Origin of the sequence: Limnospira indica PCC 8005 (genome assembly GCF_000973065.1) — a bacterium.
Lineage (GTDB): Bacteria > Cyanobacteriota > Cyanobacteriia > Cyanobacteriales > Microcoleaceae > Limnospira > Limnospira fusiformis.
The window spans coordinates 3,053,172-3,074,735 of the sequence record NZ_FO818640.1; the positions used below are offsets into that span (position 1 = coordinate 3,053,172).

General features: G+C 46.5%; 15 protein-coding genes. 6 read left to right on the forward strand and 9 right to left on the reverse strand.

Translation table 11 applies throughout. From position 1 onward, the window contains the following. The first annotated feature begins 91 nt into the window (after positions 1-91). Positions 92-502, forward strand: coding sequence for a bacteriohemerythrin (locus XZ46_RS13315; protein WP_006625418.1), 411 nt, complete (start codon positions 92-94; stop codon positions 500-502). A 100-nt stretch (positions 503-602) separates the two neighbouring features. Next, positions 603-2,792: a tetratricopeptide repeat protein gene (locus XZ46_RS13320; protein WP_008051000.1), complete on the forward strand. Its 2,190-nt coding sequence runs from the start codon at positions 603-605 to the stop codon at positions 2,790-2,792. 850 nt (positions 2,793-3,642) lie between these two features. On the opposite strand, the gene XZ46_RS13325 is transcribed toward XZ46_RS13320, so the two are convergent. From XZ46_RS13325 to hpsA, 5 genes are all read right to left on the reverse strand, one after another. Then, positions 3,643-4,365, reverse strand: coding sequence for a pilus assembly FimT family protein (locus XZ46_RS13325; RefSeq protein ID WP_008051002.1), 723 nt, complete (start codon positions 4,363-4,365; stop codon positions 3,643-3,645). A gap of 206 nt (positions 4,366-4,571) precedes the next feature. After that, positions 4,572-5,147, reverse strand: coding sequence for a pilus assembly FimT family protein (locus XZ46_RS13330; RefSeq protein WP_048895083.1), 576 nt, complete (start codon positions 5,145-5,147; stop codon positions 4,572-4,574). 41 nt (positions 5,148-5,188) lie between these two features. Further along, on the reverse strand, positions 5,189-6,175 hold the full coding sequence (hpsC, locus tag XZ46_RS13335) for a hormogonium polysaccharide secretion pseudopilin HpsC (protein WP_048895084.1): 987 nt from the start codon (positions 6,173-6,175) through the stop codon (positions 5,189-5,191). A gap of 61 nt (positions 6,176-6,236) precedes the next feature. Further along, complete coding sequence (gene hpsB / locus XZ46_RS13340; RefSeq protein ID WP_048895085.1) at positions 6,237-6,902, reverse strand: hormogonium polysaccharide secretion pseudopilin HpsB; 666 nt, start codon at positions 6,900-6,902, stop codon at positions 6,237-6,239. A gap of 61 nt (positions 6,903-6,963) precedes the next feature. Next, positions 6,964-11,685, reverse strand: coding sequence for a hormogonium polysaccharide biosynthesis protein HpsA (gene hpsA / locus XZ46_RS13345; protein ID WP_008051010.1), 4,722 nt, complete (start codon positions 11,683-11,685; stop codon positions 6,964-6,966). Positions 11,686-12,244: 559 nt separating this feature from the next. Here hpsA and XZ46_RS13350 point away from each other — a divergent pair. Both XZ46_RS13350 and thiS read left to right on the forward strand, forming a co-directional pair. Next, the gene (locus XZ46_RS13350; RefSeq protein WP_006625409.1) at positions 12,245-12,763 is read left to right on the forward strand and encodes a TRAP transporter small permease subunit; all 519 of its coding nucleotides are present in this window, start codon (positions 12,245-12,247) and stop codon (positions 12,761-12,763) included. A 167-nt stretch (positions 12,764-12,930) separates the two neighbouring features. Further along, positions 12,931-13,146: a sulfur carrier protein ThiS gene (thiS, locus tag XZ46_RS13355; protein WP_008051014.1), complete on the forward strand. Its 216-nt coding sequence runs from the start codon at positions 12,931-12,933 to the stop codon at positions 13,144-13,146. On the opposite strand, the gene XZ46_RS13360 is transcribed toward thiS, so the two are convergent. Beyond that, positions 13,143-14,144 (reverse strand): DnaJ C-terminal domain-containing protein, encoded by a 1,002-nt coding sequence (locus tag XZ46_RS13360; RefSeq protein ID WP_008051015.1) that lies wholly within the window; start codon positions 14,142-14,144, stop codon positions 13,143-13,145. The two genes, thiS and XZ46_RS13360, sit on opposite strands and share 4 nt — an antisense overlap. Positions 14,145-14,228: 84 nt before the next feature. Then, positions 14,229-16,256: a molecular chaperone DnaK gene (dnaK, locus tag XZ46_RS13365; RefSeq protein ID WP_048895086.1), complete on the reverse strand. Its 2,028-nt coding sequence runs from the start codon at positions 16,254-16,256 to the stop codon at positions 14,229-14,231. A gap of 171 nt (positions 16,257-16,427) precedes the next feature. Between dnaK and pds the strand changes: the two genes are divergently transcribed. Both pds and crtB read left to right on the forward strand, forming a co-directional pair. Continuing rightward, complete coding sequence (gene pds, locus XZ46_RS13370) at positions 16,428-17,804, forward strand: 15-cis-phytoene desaturase (protein ID WP_008051018.1); 1,377 nt, start codon at positions 16,428-16,430, stop codon at positions 17,802-17,804. Between the two features lie 101 nt (positions 17,805-17,905). Next, positions 17,906-18,835, forward strand: coding sequence for a 15-cis-phytoene synthase CrtB (crtB, locus tag XZ46_RS13375; RefSeq protein ID WP_006625401.1), 930 nt, complete (start codon positions 17,906-17,908; stop codon positions 18,833-18,835). A gap of 61 nt (positions 18,836-18,896) precedes the next feature. On the opposite strand, the gene XZ46_RS13380 is transcribed toward crtB, so the two are convergent. Together XZ46_RS13380 and XZ46_RS13385 are read right to left on the reverse strand one after the other, a co-directional pair. After that, complete coding sequence (locus tag XZ46_RS13380) at positions 18,897-19,688, reverse strand: TspO-related membrane protein (protein ID WP_006625399.1); 792 nt, start codon at positions 19,686-19,688, stop codon at positions 18,897-18,899. 96 nt (positions 19,689-19,784) lie between these two features. Beyond that, a complete protein-coding gene (locus tag XZ46_RS13385; protein WP_006670629.1) occupies positions 19,785-21,182 on the reverse strand; it encodes a DEAD/DEAH box helicase in 1,398 nt (465 codons plus the stop codon). Positions 21,183-21,564: the final 382 nt, after the last annotated feature.

Consider the following 21,564-nt stretch of genomic DNA (forward strand, 5'->3'; position numbering starts at 1 on the left):
TAACCCGGTTTCTTGGGGTTTGCTATAGTAGTATGGGAAGAACTTGGTCAATCGTTCATCGTCAACCTACTTGATTAATTAGGCTAAATATATGACTCCCACTTGGAATGATTCTTTGAAAATTGGCATCCCCTTGATTGATTTTCAACATCAGCAACTATTCGACCAGATGGATTTATTGATTGCTAACCTGGAACAAAACCGCAGCCCCCAGGAACTTCAATCAACTATCAAATTTCTGGAAATGTATATTAATAACCATTTCAAATATGAGGAGTCCTGCATGAATTTATATAAATGTCCCGTCGCCAAAAATAATCAGAACGCACATAAACGATTTGTGATCAGTTTTGAAATGATTAAAAGTCGCGTCGAACATCATGATAACTTTAACTCAATTGTTCTCAGCATCAAACAAGACTTGCGCGATTGGTTTATTGACCACATTAAAAGCATTGATACCCAACTGAAACCTTGCATCCCAACCCCAAATAATCGATAATGTAGGAGGGGGTTACTTGAGTTTCTCCCTGGGGGGCTAGAAGACTAATTAACCCGCCTTTTGTGGATCATGTAATTGATGGCTTTTTGAAAACTTGTCTATGTCCACTGCTAATCAAGCTGTAGTTTGTCTGAATTTGGGAAATGATTATGTTGGGTCTCAACAATGGGAACTGGCGGCGAATTGTTATCGACAGGCTATTGAGGCTGACCCTAACTTAGCCGCCGCCTATACCAGTTTAAGCAGCATTTGGCAACATTTGCAACAACCCCAAGCTGAGGCGGAAAAACTTTATCAGATAATTAGCGAAAATCCTGGTTCTGTTAACCCAAATTTTGGTTTGATTGTCGGTGAGAGTTTGGAGAAACACCAGGATAGCCAAGGCGCGATCGCTTGGTATAATTTGGCGATCGCTATTCATCCTCAATTGGCAGTCGCTCACTATAAACTCGCCCAGGCATATCATAACACAAATCAGGTCGATTTGGCAATAGCCAGTTATCAGAAAGCCATTGAATTGCAGCCCAATATATATATCTATTATGTCGGTTTGGGTCAAGCACTGACTAGCACCAAACTAGATGAACAAGCTATCACCGCCTATCAGAAAGCCATTGAACTCAAGCCAGACTTTTCTTGGTCTTATCACCATTTAGCAGTCATTTTAACTCGATTAGGGCGTATTGAGGAAGCCATAGACAACTATCGCCAGGAAATTGAATTAAACCCGGATTTCTATTGGTCTCACTTTCACTTGGGCGATTTACTCAGCCAGCAAAATCAGCCGGAAGAAGCGATCGCCGCCTACCGGAAAGCGATCGCCATTAACCCTCAACAACCAGAAGCACATCAACGGCTGACCGAGATTTTATCCCGAGACCAAAAAACTGGCGAAGATGCACTTTTAGGGGGGAGATATGAAGAAGCGATCGCCATTTATCGGGATATGGTCGCCGCTAAACCTGACTATTCCTGGGGATATTATGGTTGGGGTTTAGCATTACTAAACCTGCGCCAATGGTCAGAGGCGATTGAGGTATTTAATCAGGCAATTAATCTCAATCCCGATTGTTTTTGGTCTTATAATAATCTGGGATATTGTTTGTTTAAACAGGGAGAAATCCCCCAGGCGATTGATGCTTATCGAAAAGCGATCGCCATTGATCCAGAAATCCCAGAAGTCTATATTCGCCTGGGTGATACCCTCTTACAACAGCAAGATATTGATGGCGCAATTGCCGCTTATTTAGACGCTATTAAAGCCCAACCGGACGGGGAAATAGCATATATAAAACTGCGGCATTTACGCACCTATAGTTTTATCAAATTACAACCCGAGCAAATAGAGGCGATCGCCTCCGGTTATCAGCAGGCAATTTCCCAGGTTCCCCACTATCCCGAACCCTACATAAATTATGGTGATTTACTCACCGAAATAGGCGACATTTCCGCCGCCATTTCCACCTACAAACAGGGAGTCTTAGCCAAAACTAAAATCATTCGCCCCGAATTTTTTAGCAACCACTGGGAAACCGCATCAGTTCAAGGTCCGAATTTCCTAATTATTGGCGCTCAAAAAGGTGGCACAACCTCCCTTTATGAATACCTTTGTCATCATCCCCAGATAATTCCTAACCTCCATAAAGAAGTCGATTTTTTCATGTGGCAATATTACCGAGGCTTAGACTGGTATCTCGCCCATTTTCCCCCCATTCCCCCTGGCGGCGAATTTCTCACCGGAGAAGCCAGCCCTAGTTATATAGTCGATAGTAAAGTATGCGATCGCATTTCGCAAGCCTTCCCAGAAGTCAAGCTAATTGTCACCCTCAGAAATCCAGTAGATCGGGCTTTTTCGCAATATCAAGACCACCGAAATTGGATGGGTCAAGAAAAGCGGACTCTCGAGCAAGCCATGATAGATGAAATTGCCATTCTCGATACCATTGACGACCCCACCCAAGCCGAACGCAAATTTTGGGGATGTCAATATGGTTATCTACTGCGGGGAATGTATGTTTATTTTCTGGAAAAGTGGATGCAAAAATTCCCTCCCGAACAGCTTTTAATCCTCACCAGTGAAGAATTATATAACCACCCCCAGAACACCCTCAAACAGGTATTTGAGTTTTTAGGTCTTCCCGACCATCAACTCTCCGAATACCCCCGATATACCGCAGGTTCCTATAATCCCATACCAGAAACATTACGTCAGACCCTAGGCGACTTTTTCCGTCCCCACAACCACAAACTCGAGGAATTATTAGGCCGAAAATTCCATTGGTCGCCGTAGGTTAAGAAACCTGGCTTCTCTCCTGGAAGTTAAGAAACCCGGTTTCTCAAAGAAACCGGGTTTCTCGGTAACAGGGGGTTTCTCTCCTGAGTCAAGAAACCTGGCTTCTCTCCTGGAAGTTAAGAAACCCGGTTTCTCAAAGAAACCCGGTTTCTCGGTATTTCTCAAAGAAACCCGGTTTCTCGGTAACAGGGGGTTTCTCTCCTGGAAGTTAAGAAACCCGGTTTCTCAAAGAAACCGGGTTTCTCGGTCACAGGGGGTTTGTCTCCTGAGTCAAGAAACCTGGCTTCTCTCCTGGAAGTTAAGAAACCCGGTTTCTCAAAGAAACCGGGTTTCTCGGTCACAGGGGGTTTGTCTCCTGAGTCAAGAAACCTGGCTTCTCTCCTGGAAGTTAAGAAACCCGGTTTCTCAAAGAAACCGGGTTTCTCGGTAACAGGGGGTTTCTCTCCTGGAAGTTAAGAAACCCGGTTTCTCAAAGAAACCGGGTTTCTCGGTAACAGGGGGTTTCTCTCCTGGAAGTTAAGAAACCCGGTTTCTCAAAGAAACCGGGTTTCTCGGTATTTCTCAAAGAAACCGGGTTTCTCGGTCACAGGGGGTTTCTCTCCTGAGTCAAGAAACCTGGCTTCTCTCCTGGAAGTTAAGAAACCCGGTTTCTCAAAGAAACCGGGTTTCTCGGTATTTCTCAAAGAAACCGGGTTTCTCGGTCACAGGGGGTTTCTCTCCTGGAAGTTAAGAAACCCGGTTTCTCAAAGAAACCGGGTTTCTCGGTATTTCTCAAAGAAACCCGGTTTCTCGGTCACAGGGTCGCTACCCAATTAATAATTATTAATTATTAATTATTAATTATTAATTAATGGCAATAGTAGCCATTTTGATCCGGTCTTTGCTGTTGCTGACCAATGCGAGTCGCACCTATCAGCGTCGAAATGATGATACATCGCTTTTGACCTGGAACTTCAGGATGATGGATAGCAATGCGTCCCTTCGCAGCTAGAGAAGTTTGCGTGCATAAATTAGACGGGTTATAGACCGGACAGCCTTGGTAGTTGAATAAAACTCGGTACACCGTCCCCGCGTTTCGGACTTGGTTGGTGTCCGGGTCTACTCTTCGCAGGGTAGTTTCATATTTATTCCTGGTGTTCCTTTCCCGGTTGTCAATTTCTATCCCCGGTTCTAGGTTAGTCCATGAACCTTCTGGGAGTTGACCAGGGGGAGTCTTCGCGGGATGGACTGCTACCTGTACTCGTCCCCCATATTCCCTGATACTCGCTTGCCATGATGTACTAGATAGTATAGCCTCACTTTTGGCTGAGTGGATAGCCCAGTTGAGTCGCCGGATAGAGGTTTGCAGTTTCTGGTTATTCGCGAAACCTAACCAAGTCGGAACCGCTATCCCACCTAGTATTGATATAATCACCATCACCCCTAACACTTCTAACAAAGAAAACCCTGATTCTGTAGAGGATTTTCGCGATTTCGCACCCTGATAGTCACTGCTAACAGGTTTTTCAGGCACTAAATTAATAGCCTGTTTCTGAACCAGAAGCAAGTGCTTAATTAATGTATTTTCCATTATTTAACCTGGGTCACAAGGATAGATGTCGTGTAGGTCAGCTAACCGCAGCATACACAACTAATCTCACTCGTAAAAGGCCTCGTTACGGGTGATATCTTTGGTGGTGTATTCTAAACTATGTTTTCCGAAATTGGGGGTAAAGTTTTGTAAAATATTCAGTAGATAATTAATTTTTTGTGTTACAATTGGCTAGTTATAACTACTCAATCAGGGCAATCATCTCCTTCCCGTCTCTGCGTGGATAGTAGTCTAGTTCTGACAGCCACGCAATGTGTCACGCTATTATCAGCCGAAGATACAACTACCCAAAAAGAAAAAGGGTCACCCTCTTTTATAGTATTTAATACAACTCCTAGATGGTCAAACTCTAGTTCTTCTCGGCTATCCTGTTCTGGTGGAATAACTCGCAGTGTAATTTGTCCCTCGTTAATCTCGCCATTCACATCGAGAGTTTGCCAACCTGCGTTATTGTCGCTCGGTCGTCCCTTAGAGGTCAAATAAATTCGATATGCGGGTATACCTCCATGCTCACCAAATTCGAGGGAGTGACCTAAACTGGTTAATTGCGCTTGGCTTTGAGCGCGTTGTATGGCGTTAAAAACCCGGTCATTAACGGTGCGAACCTTTTGTCTATTGGCAAACATCAGCCATGTCGGAGCGGCGATCGCACTCAGAATGCCAATCATTAAAACTACCACCAACGTCTCAATGATGGTGAAGCCCGACTGGTTTTTGGTGCGCCTGGGATTCACCGATTTTGGGTTAATTAAAATACTCATTTTATAGGTTCCTTTTATTATAAATTCCCTGATTTTATCGGTTAATTGAAAACACCTAAGCCTTTAACCAAAAAGCTGGTCTCTGGAAAAAGCGATCGCCTATCCTCGTCGAATTCTGTAGCATTCGGATCAATGCGAATTGCCGCATTCATTCTCAGGTTAACTAAAGCTGCTGTATTACGGGAGTCTACACATACAAAAAAGCCATAGATAGGATTCCCCTCAGAATTCTTACCCACGGATAGTAAATCCTCACTATCATCATTACTGATGCCACGAGATTCACAATCTATATCACCTGTTAGTTCTGTTTTGTCTATGTAATCAATCAGAACTTCTCGTGATGCTTCAATCTGCTCGCCCTCTTTTGCTTCCCAAGCATTCATGCTTGTACGGCCAGGAGGTCGATCAAAACCTCGGTCTGGTTTGAATTCCTTATCACCCAGTTTGACATAACATGGTGGTTGGGTGCATTCATCTTCTGGATTCGGATCGATGACACCATCGTTGATTTGTAAGCGAGAAATACGCGCCTGATCAGACCAAGGACTATTAGGCTCTCTTTCTGTTTGTAAATAGTAAGCAACTAAAGATAAAACTTGGACATCATCGCAACGCCTCGTATCGCAATGATTAGCAGCAACTGGCCTGGGGACGTCACCGTGAGGAATCACACCTTCGCGAAACTCCTGTTTCCAGAACACCAATACCACATTATCGGAATCAGGAAGTTGGCTCCTAATCGCATTAACCCCTTCACCGTCGTAGATATAGATAGCCTGGGAGAGGTCGCGACGAATGAAATCTGCTGCCGCCTGTAACTCCTGTTCCGATCTGGCTGTGATTTCTTCCCGGGTATCGGTTCGTAAAACATCCACCACAAAGAATAGGATGGGCGTGATGATCATACTAGCCACAACAGCCGAAATCAATAACTCAATCATCGTGAAGCCTAAGTCATTCCCCTGGGTGGTTTTTGACCTAGATTTCAATACACAAATTAACCAAAACCGAACTAGGGACAGCATAACTACCTCTCTACCGGGATAATCTTACTTTTGCACTCCATGGGAACCATCACCAAACCTATTAATCCCCTTCATCGTCAGAACTGCATCCTGCTAAACGGTCACGTAAACTCCCAAAGGAACTGGTGCTAGTGGGGCTAATCTCGGTTCGCACCTGCACTAGGGGGTCTCTGGGGTTTCCTAAACCGACTCGGGAACTCGCTAAATTACTAGACCCGTCATCATTAGCCCCCTCTAGTTGTCCCGATTGGGCAAATGCGTCAGCACGATACACCCTGACAATCAACTGATAACCATTCTCTAGCTCGTCGCTACACTCATTTATGCCAATTCCCTGAACAATCATATCCGTGGGGCTATCGGTTTCACATCCCCCACTTCCGTCATTATCCACACAGAACAAGTTGGCTGGGGTGGTACAGGCTCGACCAGCCCCACAGTTCAAGCTACCAGTTGCAGTTGGTCCAGCGTTCCGGTCACTGGGATTGAACAGCACCAAGTTGGTATTGGTTGGGTCAGTACGGACAGCACTGATATAACTGTTAGCGGCTCTGCTGGCTAGTTCTATGCGCCGAGCCTGTACCCGTGTGGCGAAGGCAAAACCCAACACCGGAGAAATGCCGACCATCAGGATGCTGACCACCACCATAGCCATGATGGACTCAAGCAGGGTGTAGCCAGATTCACTGGACCGGGAGAACTTGGGGGATAGTTTGGGGTTGAACATGGTTCCGCTCAGAATGCAACATGATTAAATAGGGTGGTCAGTTATGGGCTACTCGGTTGGACTAGGTTCGACGGTTGAAGAACGTATCAGGGTTTAAAGGACATTGATCAGGGCGCAACCCATCAGGGAGAAAGTGTTGGTCGTCTTCTGTTTTGCCACACAGCAGGGTATGAACCCAGGGGTCATCCCGACTCACTTCTCGGAAGTATCTATTAGGGTCTTGAGACTCCGGACTAGAGTTCCTGACAGCAAACAGGTCAGGATCTTGGGGCAGCAGACCCACATCATAACCGTAGTCCCGGGTAGGGGGTCGGTAAAAGGGAGTTTGACCACTGTCAACCGGATTTAGGTAGGGGCGATCGCCCGTTGTTCGGCGTGGCCCGAACTTGGTTAAGCCGGGAGCCTCCTGATCCAAAACTGGCATCATTGGTCCAGTGGCGTATGCACTGCGTCTAACCTGGATGAATGAACCCTTGATCGTGGCAGTTTGGTTACGCCAGCTTTCCAAGAAGCGAGTAAAGTTGTGGAAACCACCGTTTAGCTCAGTGTTGTTACCTACTGTTTGTCGGATGGGAGAATCACCACTGGCAACAATTAGGTTAAAGGTTGTCGGAACGGCTGTCTGTATAGGATTACCCCAGGCGTTGTTAGTACCGGGTATCGTACTATTCACTTGCACCAAAGGTTCCCACAGAGGCTGTGCATAAAAATACTCATCAGGATGACTAGGACTGGGTTTCCAACGAATGTTGGGATAAGAGCCATCCATTTGGAACACCAAGGGTCGTGGTGCGTTAGTTTTGGCAGCTATGGCGCTAAAGCTATATGGTGTATCTGTCCCGGCTGGGCTAAAGTTACCATCATCGAGAGGGATGTTGATGTTTTCCCCGAAAGGTGCAGGCCTAACTTCATTGCCATTTACTGCCAAGGGAACCGGGTTGCCATTGCTATCTAGGAATAGTTTGTGATCATTTTGATAATCACGTAGGAAGGCAATCCGACGGGGGTAGATGCGGTCTTGTTCTCGTTTAACTCGCTGTGCTGTGGTTCCTGCGGGAGGATACAGGTTATTAGTTATGGTGCGGTTTAATGTCGGCCACTCGGACAGCTCTGAGGCATATTCAGGAAAATTAGTCTCCCCTGGTATATTGACTACCCAATCCTGTGGCTGACACATGGAAACTAGGGGTTGACGGCAAATCTCCATCAGATATTCAATGCCTGCCGCTCTGCCCTGAATTGGAGTGACATTGTTGTTGAGATAAGAACTTCTACTGACCCCATCACCATTTAACCTAAGGGCATTATTATCTCTCCAAGCCTCTTGAGTAGTCATGAAGTTGTTGTCATAGAAGCCGTTAATCCTACGCACAGCTTCCAGGGTTAGGTCAGCTTCCGAGACTATCTCATCTTGCATCTCTGTGATATCTTCCCCGTCCTCGTCCTGTCCGATGACTACCTCCCTTTGGGAAGTGCCGTTACCATTCAGGTCGAAGCCGAAGTGCCGTTCATTAAATCTTGGCTCGGAACTTATGTCACCACTGCCATCAACATCATAGCCGCCTTGCAGTTTAACCGGGTTCAAACCCTTTAGTTGCCTGTAGTCTTGGCTAAGAATCATGTTGTTGCGGAGGTTATAGTCACCTTCCCAGCGATATCCTTCCCTAAAGTCGCTAGAAAGTAGAGTCACCGCATCAGACAAAACCGTGGCAGGTCGCCAGGTATCTCCTTGGGTACATTTAGGTAGGCGAGGGTCTTTAGCACGGCAGGCAAAATTGGGATTCAGGTTGCTGCGCTCATAAAAAGCACTACCCTCGTCTATAAATTCATCCAAAGCAGTGCCACCAGGGGTTTGGTGGAGGTTGAAAGTTCCTTTCACATAGGCAGGCAAATTACTGACCAGGATTAACCCTTTTTCGTCTTCAAAATAATCAGTTCGGCGGTCTAACCGTTGACCATTAATCAACATGATGCCGTTGGGGCGGCGGGTTTCGTCTAACACAAAGTCCACCGGACTGGTTATGGTGTCGCCAGTGCTATCATCTCTCAGGGCATCATTACGGGTGGCGTAGATAATGCCACTGTTGGGCAATAAAAACTCATCGCTACCGGAGATCGCTTTTTGGCGTAACTTGTTTAAGTCAATCACCGTGGTGCGAATTTCCAGAGGTTGGCGGTCTTCCAGGGGGCGATCATAAGTGCCTTTACCATCAGCAAAGAAACCGTCATCATCCTCCAGGGCTTTCACCTGGCGGGCATCCAGCAAAGTTCCTTCAAAAATCGTACCATGGGGAATGGTAGTTTCTGTGGGAGACCCTGCCACTCCATTTAAGATAGTCATGGCGCAAACCGCGGCATCAATAGCCGACTGTTCCTCCAAGCTTCTGTCTGCGGGGGCTGCGGCTAATGCTTTCCGCAGAGGCTCGTTGACAAAGCGCCCATCCGGAAAAACTAGATTAGCCTGGTAGTAAATCTTCTCCAGCAGGCTACCAGATTCATTGGCAGCAGTAAACAAGCCATCAGCATTTTTGCTCTGTTGGGATACACTGAGTATCTGCGGTGCGTAGACAATGCCATTGTGGGACATACCCTCGCCAGTAGCCGTCGCCGCTTCCCAAGGCAGACCATGCCTATTTTTAGCCGTTTCCTGGGTGGTGGGGTCGTAGTAACTGCTGATACAGGCTATGGGATTTTGGCGATCGCCCCGCTTCGCCCAGGGAGTGGTTGTATAGTGATACAACACAGTAGCCCGCATTCTCAGGTCGCCGATTTGATCATCAGCCATTTGGGCTTTGCCATCGAAATTACTGTCCTCCCACATAGCCATGGTATCTGGCCACACCACATCAAAAGCTGATTCATTTTCCGGGGTGTCTGGGTTGTCCGCCGCCCGGGCTGGTCGAGGCAGAAATGAGCTACCAGGTAAGTAAATCCCTGCCCCGGTAACTATCCGCGCCCCCCCTACAAGGGGTTCTTCCTCTGTCGGAGCTCTGGCTGCTGCCCTTTCCCAGAAACCGTTACGACCCGTATTCCCCAGGTCTGGCATATCGAACATTCGAGTTCGGCGGAAGCGCTCCCCGTCACCTTCATGCCAGACAATATTTTGGATAAACTGTTCCGCCTGGGTGCTGAAACCCCCATTGTTATACCATCTGGCTGGTAAACCATTGCCCAGCAAAACGCGATCGCCAACCCTTGTTTCTTGTTGATTCTCTCTCACTATATCGGGATGAGTCGCTGGCAAACGCAACCTATTACCATCAGTCCACAGATTCAAACGGTTATTGCCAGTTGTCGTTGATATGGTGGCATTTCCTCCGTCAATCTGGTAAGGATAAATCCATTCATCCTTGGCTCTTAAAGTATTACCACTGTCATTCAGTGTGGCTGTATCACTACTGGGGTCAAAGTTGTCGTTTGCTGCTTCTAGGTTAGGAACCCGACGAGTTCTAGCTGTGAAATATATCTCCAGACTCCTCCTCCGTTCTTCCCCCTCGCGGACAGCATCTTGGACCTCTTCCGGGTCTGTAGCTGCCGCGTTTTCCATTTGGGCATCTACCAAGCCCTTAATTCTTTCTGCATACTCCAGGTCATTGTAAGACAAATCGTTGGGAGCGTAACGTGCAGGTAAATACTTCTCAGTCAATCCTTCTGAGGCGGGTCTGGCATTTGGTCTGAATAAGTCTACAGTCGCGTTAGCCCCTTCAATGGTACTGCTATCCGCCCTACCTGTACCAAAGTTGCCACCTATCAAAATCTTGCTGTTTTCTATTTCATAATAGCAAGATTCGGGGCTACTAACTTGACGAAATGTCACCAGACTACGGCGGATGAACATATTGCCATTGACCATAATCCGGCCGTTTAAATTGAGAGTCTCACCCGGAGTTATGTCAATATCACCTTCATAGACTACAGCATTATTCACAATAGGCACAGCTCGTCTATCTTCCTGCATTTCCACAGCCGCAAAACCCCTACCACTGATGGGTATACTGGCAGCGTAGATAAAAAACGGTTTAATCAGGCTAGTCTCTTGTCTAAACCAGCCACCACCACTCACCAAACTAGCACTGCTTCCCAAAGCCTCCGGACAATTTGGGTTGGTAGTGAAAGGTGAATCTATATTACGCACAGGATTACCCCTAGCTTCTATGGGAGTTCTGGGGCGGTTAAATACTAGACTTGTGGTGCTAGGACTGCGGAAGAAAATGCCATAAATATTGTATCTGTCTGGCGTGCCGTCATCATTCAAATCTTCTTCAAATCCCCAGGCAGTATTTATCCATTCTTTAACTTTTCCTTCTTCACTGCCATCATTTATAGTGCCATCTTTGCTTATATCAAACTCTAGGGTCAGTCGTTCTTCTCCCCCGAAAGTATAACCATCTCCCTCTAATATGGTCTCTATCTGACCTTCTTCAGGAGTTCCTGACCCTGACTGATTAAGCGCTTCAGTAAGTTTAGCATTGGCCCGTTCCAGGGCGGGTGTGGCCGCTAACAGCACTTCCTGGCTAACCCGCACATTTTGCGCTAACTGCGCCCGGTCTAAGGCTCGGAATGCGATCGCCACCGTTAACAGTACCACCACTAACATCACCATGGTTACTGTCGGCAACACAAAACCCTCTACTCGCTGGCGATCGCCCCTATTCATATTCAACCAATTTCCCAGGAGCGATCGCTTTAAGCCCCCGATAGCCCGGTTACCAAACTTCCGGATCTCTCCTAACCATAATCGAATAGGTAACTTAGGTTTTCTGTGATTATGCTGATTGTGCATAAGACGACTTCCTGACCTTAGAGTTTAACTGAATACACCGGCTGATAAATAATACGGCGAGATAAATATAAATACACTCATAGCTGTGGTATTATTACCCACAACTAGGCGACTAAGTACCCCGGTTATCCCCGCAAAGAGCAACTAGGGTACAGCTTTTTCTATGATCACAAATCGACTGAGTTAATGGTGAGTTAGCGATCGCCTTTCTCCTGTGCGATCGATCACATTCACAAACTCGGTTCGAGGGTTATAGGCTTATGGAGCATTAGTCCTCACCTACATATTAGCATTCCCAACTCAACCTAAAAAACGATCACCTTTTTCTTTTCTCCACCTACCTCTAATGTTAACTTTTGTAACTAAATGTTAACTTTTGTTGCGAAAAAAATTTTTTCTGGGGGGGTTGCTTGCTTTTTCCGCCACCCCCTGCTATACTTTTAGATAATGGGAATAGTAACAATTTTACAATTTAGGCACAGATTTATATTATGTAACTGTTCATATATTATCACAAATTCCCAGAGCTTGTCAACCCCCTACCTATGAGAGTTAAAAAGTGGATAGACTGCTAATTGTATCCCAATTCATCGATCGCATGAATAATTATTTAGGGCGGGTGGTTTCCTGGTTAGCCCTAGTCATGATCGGAGTAGGAACCTGGAATGTAATTGGTAGGTATGTGGGTAGGGCGATCGGGCAAAATTTAAGTTCTAATGCACTCTTAGAAACCCAGTGGTATATTTTTGATATCATCTTTTTATTAGGTGCAGCCTATACCCTCAAACATCATGATCATGTAAGGGTTGATGTCATTCAAAGTCGGTTAAATGTTAAGCAAAAAGCCCTAGTTGACTTATTGGGAACCGCCTTATTTTTAATTCCCTTTTCCGTGATGATTATTTTCTACTCCTGGGGGGCTGTCTCCAACTCCTGGCTAATTCGGGAAGTCTCCCCCGACCCCGGCGGCTTACCCCGCTACCCAATTAAGGCGTTAATTATAGTTAGTTTTGTGTTATTAATTATTCAGGGCATCTCGGAAATTATCAAAAACTTGGCAATTATCCGAAATAATTAATAATTAATAATTAATAATTAATAATTAATAATTGGGTTCTACCCTAGAAACCCGGTTTCTTTGAGTCTGGGGTTAGAAACCCGGTTTCTTTGAGAAACCCGGTTTCTTGAAGTCTGGGGGAGAAACCGGGCTATAATTGGTAATTGATAATATTGGGATGGGGAAATATGAGCGATCGCACTATCACCCTGAAAGTTAACGGAGAGGAGCAAACTTGCGCCCCAGATACTAGCCTACCTAAATTTTTGGAAGATTTGGGGTTAAATCCCCGTTTGGTGGCGGTGGAGTATAATGGGGAAATTCTCCACCGACAGTTTTGGGAAACTACGACTATGGAAATGGGTGATATCCTGGAAATTGTCACCATTGTGGGTGGTGGCTAAACAGGGAGATCTTCACGGGGATTAAAAGTTTCGATTTCTCGGAGTTTTTCGTATAATTCCCTCTCCTGGGTGGTGATCTGTTTGGGGGCGACAATTTGAATTTCCACTAACTGATCACCGCGATCGCCATTTTCGTTAGGATAGCCTTTATTAGCTAGTCTCAGACATTGACCGGAAACTACCCCCGCTGGGAGTTTAATTTTCACCCAACCGTCAAGAGTGGGAACCTCTATTTCTCCCCCTAGGGTGGCTTCGCTGGGAGTTACTGGAACCTCACAGATAATATTAGACTCTTCCAACCTGAAAAAGTCGTGAGGTTTTACCGTAATTTTCAGGTATAAATCCCCCCCTTGAATGCCCAAATTTTTGAGGCGAATACGTTGACCGGTAAACATTCCCGGCGGCATATTCACCTCAAGCGATCGCCCATCTTCTAGGCGGATACGTTCTGCTCCTCCAGTATAAGCCTTTTCCAGAGGTAAAGTCAAGCGCGCCTCAATATCCCGTCGATTTTCCCGAACCGGAACCCGGTGGATTACCCTAGTATTAGGGGATTTATAGGGGTCAGAAGAAGTGACGCGGGGTGTATCATTAGTAACGGTCCGCACTTCCCGCCGCCGTCCGATAAGTTGATCAATAAAACTATTAAAATCGGCATATTCCCCAAAATCGACCTCCGGTGTTTGAGTTTGGGTGCGACCATTAGCCACCCGACTTCCCCAGGTCTTAAAGCCGCTGACGGGGGATTTTTTGGCACTAGAAAAACCCTTTTGTTTCCAAAATTTGCTGTACTCATCATACTGCGATCGCTTTTCCGGGTCCGACAGAATATGATAAGCCTCACCAATATCCTTAAACTTCTCTTCTGCTTCCTTATCCCCCGGATTTAGGTCGGGATGATATTGTCTAGCCAAACGGCGATAGACCTTTTTTATCTCATCAGTAGAAGCATTTCTGGAAACCCCTAAAATCTGATAATAATTCCGAAAATTTTGCATAGTTTAATCACAATATCAACTAATCAGTCACAGAATCCCATAAAAGGGAGGAGGGAACCCCACCCCACAGCCTCCCCTGATTACTTACAGCCAGTCGTCATCATCATCATCCCAATTATTACTTTGGGGATAATATCTTTGACCAGGGCGACCAGTTCCCGTTCCCATGTTATTATCGTAACGGGGATAGCCGCGGCCAGCAGCGGGAGGCATATCATAGGGGTCACGGATACGGCGATCGCCACCGCCAAAAGTGCGACGAATCGATCCAAACAGATCATCATCATCATCTTGGGTAGCAAACACAGACACCTCGCGACTCAAATCATATAGCGCATCTTGCAGATCCGCCCCAATTTGATCAATACCGCGATCGTCATTTCTTTCCAGACTATCCCGCAGCGCCCTAATTAAAGTCTCAATACGACCCCGTTGACGTTGAGCAAACTGCATCCCATAATCTAGGGCAATCTCCCTTAACTGTCTTTCCGCTTGATAAGTCAAAGCCTGGGCGCGATTGCGTTTTTCCACCCTTTCCCGCAGTAGACGGTCTTGGTCTGCAAACTCTTCCGCTTCCCGAATCATCTGATTAACTTCTTCCTGAGACAGAGTAGAAGCACCCTGAATAGTAATGCTTTGTTCGCGACCAGTGGTTTTATCCAAAGCCGTCACCAGGAGGATACCATTAGCATCAACATCAAAAGCCACCTGTATTTGAGGGATACCCCTAGGGGCGGGTGGAATACCGGTCAGCTTAAACCGTCCCAAAGACTTATTATCCTTGGCTAACTCCCTTTCCCCCTGGAGGATATGAATTTCCACCAGAGTTTGATTATTCTCAGAGGTCGAGAAAATATCCGATCGCCTCACCGGGATAGTAGTATTGCGGGGTATGAGTTTTTTCATCACCCCCCCAATAGTTTCCAATCCCACCGATAGGGGTGTAACATCCAATAGCAGGATATCGCGCACTTCACCCCCCAAAATACCCGCTTGAATAGCAGCCCCCACGGCGACCACCTCATCAGGATTAACCCCCTGATTTGGTTCACGGTCAATCAGACTACGCACCAACTGCTGTACAATAGGCATCCGGCTGGCCCCTCCCACCAATACCACCTCATCGATTTGGGTAGGTGAAATTTGGGCATCCACCAAAGCCTGTTTAACCGGGCGGCGTAACCTTTGAATCAGATCAGCACATAATCCCTCAAACTCTCCCCGAGAAAGTCGAGTTTCTAGGTGTTTCGGTCCGTCTGCGTCCGCCGCAATAAACGGTAAATTGATATCAGTTACCCCCACCCCAGATAGTTCTATTTTAGCCTTCTCCGCTGCTTCTGTGAGGCGCTGAAGGGCTTGGCGATCGCGTCTGAGATCCATTCCCTGTTCTTCCAGAAACTTCTCAGCTAACCAATCGACAATTTTTTGGTCAAAATCATTCCCCCCCAGTTGGGTATCCCCGCTAGTGGATTTAACCTCAAATACCCCATCTCCTACTTCCAGGACCGACACATCAAAAGTTCCCCCCCCTAGGTCAAACACCAGAATAGTGCCAAAATCCTGCTTTTGCAGTCCATAGGCGAGGGAAGCCGCCGTCGGTTCATTGAGAATCCGTTTTACCTCTAATCCGGCAATTTTCCCAGCGTCGCGGGTCGCCTGTCTTTGAGAATCATTAAAATAGGCGGGTACAGTAATTACCGCCCCAGTCACCTCCTCCCCTAGATATCGGCTGGCTTCTTCTGCTAATTTCCGCAGTACCATGGAGGAAATCTCTTCCGGTGCGAAATCTCGCTTTAGTCGAGGACATTTGAGGCGGATATTACCATTTTCCTCTCGACGCATAGTATAGGGAACCCGTTTTGATGCCGGGGTTAGGTCTGCATATCTTGACCCAATCAGTCGCTTGACGTTATAAAAGGTATTCTGAGGATTCAAAACAGCCTGCCGCCTAGCCATTTGTCCGACAATCCTTTCCCCCTCTTTAGTAAAGCCAACGACAGAGGGTGTTGTCCGCATCCCCTCAGAATTGGCAATCACGACGGGTTTACCGCCCTCCATGACCGCTACAACAGAGTTAGTTGTTCCCAGGTCAATGCCGACTACTCTACCCATTCGTTGGTGTTCTCCTTGTCTTGTTGGTGTGGCTAGTAGATCTTTTCTAATTTTATCGCTTCCCATCGTCGTCGCCCCAAATGGGGGAGATTCTAATTTTATCGACAGAATGTTACGAGATGTAACCTATAATGAGAACGAAATACAAGCAAGTGATTGAAAGGGTTGTCAATGCGAGTTGCGATCGCGGGAGCGGGTTTGGCTGGCCTAAGTTGTGCCAAATACCTAACCGATATGGGTTATACCCCCATTGTCTTGGAAAGACGAGATGTTCTCGGTGGCAAAGTGGCCGCTTGGAAAGATGAGGACGGGGATTGGTACGAAACTGGACTACATATCTTTTTTGGAGCCTATCCTAATATGCTCCAATTGTTCAAAGAGTTGGACATTGAGGATCGGTTGCAGTGGAAAGAACACACCATGATCTTTAACCAACCAGATCAGCCCGGAACCTACTCTCGGTTCGATTTTCCCGATATTCCAGCCCCCGTTAATGGCATAGTCGCTATTCTTCGCAATAATGATATGCTCACCTGGCCGGAAAAAATTAGGTTTGGCTTGGGACTAATTCCCGCCATGATTCAAGGCCAAAATTATGTCGAACAGATGGATAAATATTCCTTCTCGGAATGGCTTAAACAACAAAATGTTCCCCCAAGGGTGGAAACAGAGGTGTTTATTGCTATGTCTAAGGCTCTCAATTTTATCGGGCCAGAAGAAATATCCTCCACTGTCATTCTAACCGCCCTTAACCGCTTCCTCCAAGAAAAAAATGGCTCGAAAATGGCTTTTCTTGATGGGTCGCCAACGGAAAGATTGTGTCAGCCTCTGGTAGACTATATTACGGAACGAGGCGGACAGGTGCGATTAAATGCTCCGATTCAGGAGTTTTTAGTGGATGAGTCCGGCTGTGTTGAGGGGTTCCTGATTCCGGGGCGAAATGGTGCGCCGGAAGAAGTGCTAACCGCTGATGTCTATGTCTCGGCTATGCCTGTTGACCCGCTCAAGTTGATGTTGCCTAAACCTTGGCAGGAGCTTGATTATTTTAAGCAACTTCAGGGATTGGAAGGGGTTCCCGTGATTAATGTTCATTTGTGGTTCGATCGCAAGTTGACTGATATTGATCACCTGCTGTTTTCCCGATCACCTTTGCTCAGTGTCTATGCGGACATGAGCAATACCTGTAAGGAATATGCTAACCCCGATCGCTCAATGTTAGAGTTGGTTTTGGCTCCCGCTGCTGATTGGATTGGTAACTCAGATGCGGATATTGTGGCCGCTACTATGGCTGAACTGGAAAAGCTATTTCCTCAACATTTCCCATCACCTGCTAAGTTGCTCAAATATCATGTGGTGAAAACGCCGCGATCGGTTTATAAAGCTACTCCTGGCCGCCAGGCTTGCCGCCCAAGTCAAAAAACGCCTATCCCTAATTTTTATCTCAGCGGGGATTACACCATGCAACGCTATCTCGCTAGTATGGAAGGTGCTGTGCTTTCTGGTAAGCTGACAGCACAGGCTATTCAACAAGACTTGAGGACTAGCTAACGTCCCCCTAATCTCTGAAACGTCTCTAGGGTATTTCCCTGATGACGTTTTGCTAACTGCAAACGCCTATGGCTGATAGCTCAGGCCTGAAAAAAAAACGAATGCTGCAACTCTCTAAATCCCCCTGCATGAGAACTCCGGCAACCCGGTCAGATTCCTATGAACTCTGTCGCCAAATTACCGCACAGTATGCTAAGACGTTTTACTTGGGTACTCAATTGATGCCACAAGCCAAGCGTCAGGCTATTTGGGCTATTTATGTTTGGTGTCGCCGCACCGATGAATTGGTAGATGGTCCGATGGCAAGTTCTACTACTCTGGAAACTCTCGACCGCTGGGAAGAACAACTAGAATTGATTTTCGCTGGACATCCTATTGATCCGGTTGATGTGGCTTTGGTTGATACCCTCGGTCGCTTTTCCCTCGATATTCAACCCTTCCGAGATATGATCGCAGGTCAACGTATGGATCTGTCCCGGAATCGCTACAACACCTTTGATGACTTGAATTTGTATTGCTATCGGGTGGCGGGGACGGTGGGGTTGATGTCTTTAGCGGTTATGGGTACCGCTCAACCTGATCTCAGTGTTCCCTGGAATCGTGACCAGTCTATTTATTATCCTAAAGAAGAGGCGATCGCTCTCGGTATTGCTAACCAGCTTACTAATATTCTCCGAGATGTGGGGGAAGATGCTCGGCGAGGTCGGATTTATTTGCCTTTGGATGACCTGGCTCTGTTTAACTATACGGAAGCGGATTTATTTAATGGCATAGTAGATGAACGCTGGCGTGAGTTGATGCGCTTCCAAATACAGCGCGCTCGTAAGTTCTATACCCTCGCCGAAGAAGGTATCGCCGCCCTTCATCCTGATATCCGCTGGCCAGTTTGGACGGCCTTAATGCTCTATAGACAAATATTAGACGAAATTGAACGCAACGAATATGATGTCTTTAACCAACGTGCCTATGTCCCTACCTGGAAAAAAATGATGTGTCTCCCTGTGGCTCAGTTGAGGGCTAGGGTTCTTTGACCCCCCCCCTCCCCCTCCCCCCCCCGGCTCTCTCCCTCTGGGAAAGGGGGAGGGAGTTTAATTATCCATTGTCTATTGTCAATTTTCTATGATTGATTGAACCTAAAGAAAATAGGCAAATCACCAGGGACGACATTAAGGCGATCGTTACAATTAATGGTTCATTATCTTGAGCGATCGCGATCGCTATTAAAGCCCAAATTGTCACCAATAAATAGGCGGTTTCCTGGTGGCGAACCCTCATGATAATAGCAATAGTCGCAGCTACAATCATCATGATCGCCGTCCAGACTTGGGGAGGAATACCCCAGCCATTCCAGTTAATCGAAGTTAAGGCGATCGCTACATTTACTACCGTGGCTACACTAATCCAACTTAAATATACACTCAGCGGAATATTAATTAACCAAGATTCCCATTTGGGAACCCGCCGCCGACCTACATCTAATTTTACATAGGAATATATCAGCGATAATAAAATCGCTACCATGGCTAAAATTGACTGGGGAAATAACCCATATAAAAACAAGAATATCCAGATAATTTGTGCTATACTTGCGGAAACTAAACCGTAACCCATCTGGGCTAAACGGGGGTTATCTCGTTGGCTAGGGAGTAGCTGATAAATAGCCAACCCGAATAAACCTAAGTAGATTAACCCCCAAATAGAGAAGGCATAATTAGCCGGAATTATCTTGGTATTCACAAAAAAAGTATTGGAAATATCGCCGACAGTTAAACCATTAATCGGGGCAATATTAGTCCATATATTCACCCCAAAAGCCGCGATAATAGCCAGTAAAGTAGCCCAGCGCCGCCAGGTCTCACCCGCAGAAAATGCACCTTTTTTCATGTAATTAACCCTCAATATTTGCCCCCCAAATAGAGGGAGACGCGACCAGGCGATCGCATCTCCACATTAATTAAAGCCGATTGGGGAATTAGCCATCTAACTGTTGTTAGAAACAGAAGCTGGGCGGCGGCGTTTAACTAGCTTAGGTTTGTTGGAAACAGCATCGTCTTCATCGTCATAATCATCCCTTCCGATACTAGCCGGACGAGTTTGATCATAAGCAAGTTGCAAAGCTGCGGCTGCGATCGCATGGGGATCATATTCCTCGCTTAATTGAGAGACAATAGGCAAGAATGAAGCCATACGTTCCCCAGCCAAAGCATCCCGCACCCGGTCTTTGAGTCGGTCAATATAACGAGCCTCAATTTCCGCCCGTTTGGGGACTGACTGAATGCTTAAAGTTTGGCGCAGGTGACGTTCAATATTTCGCAACTTACGGCGATCGATAGACTGAATTAGAGTAATTGCCTTTCCTTCCCGACCGGCGCGACCTGTACGCCCAATGCGGTGAACATAACTCTCGACTTGATCAGGAAGATCATAGTTAATCACATGGGTAAGGTGATCCACATCCAGACCCCGGGCGGCGATATCAGTAGCCACAATCCAACGCACCTGACGGCGGCGCAGACGCATCAACAGTCGCTCCCGTTGAGACTGATTCAGATTACCATGATACTCATCAACACTATGACCTGCCGCCTGCAATTGATTAGTCAAATCAGCCGCAGATTGTTTGGTTCGCACAAAAATAATCGCCGATTCAGGATCTTCAAGTTCTAAAATCGGTTCCAGGGCGCGGGCTTTAGACCATCCACGAGGAACCATATAAACAGACTGTTCGATCCGTTTGGGGGTAGCCTTGGGAGTTTCCACCTTCACAGTCACAGGGGACTTGAGGTGTCGCCGCACCAACTTCGAGATGGAAGGGTCCATCGTTGCTGAGAAGAAAGCCGTCTGACGATGTTCAGAGTCGGCGGACTCTAAGATTTTTTCTACATCTTGGATAAAGCCCATACTCAGCATTTCGTCTGCTTCATCCAACACCAACCAACGCAGTAAATCTAGTTTCAGTTCACCTCGGTTGAGTAGGTCTAGGATACGCCCTGGGGTTCCCACTACAACCTGAACTCCCCGTCGCAGTCGCTGAATTTGTCGGTCAATGGACTGACCACCATAAACTGTCAGCACATACAGGGCATTATCATCACTAAAATTGCGGATAGCTTCCTTGACCTGCATCGCCAGTTCCCGCGTGGGAGTCAAAACCAGGGCTTGAATACCAGCGGCATGAACGTCAATCTGTTCGAGAATGGGCAGCGAAAAGGCAGCAGTCTTACCAGTTCCTGTCTGTGCCATACCCACAACATCCCGACCGGATAGCATTTCGGGTATAGCTTGGACTTGAACCGGGGTGGGTTCTGTGAAACCCAGTGTTTCTAAATGGCGAGCGCGTTGTTCGGAAATACCTAAGCTTTCAAAGGATTGACTCATCAAATCTCCAATATGATTGTTTTTCGCCCGGTTCCTTTGGCTGCCCAACTCCAACACAGATATGTCTTGACTCTAATCACTAAAATGAGTTTTAGTCCGGCGTTAAGCCTTTTTATGGGCATCTAGGAACCATAGCATGTAGGTAAGGTCTCCTAATGTTCCCAAATTTACCCTGGTTAACAACCGAGAGGTTGTCCAGCAAATTTGATTTTTTGAGACCATCTGTTCTATAGCATAGCGCTTAACAAACAGAAACATAACCTTAAATTCCTTAAAATTTCTCTCCCGTGGCAATTCACCTGGATTGTGAATGGCTGTATCTGCTGCTGTATAAGGGTTTGGGCTGATTTGAACCAAAATATAATTTTTTCGGGGAAATTTC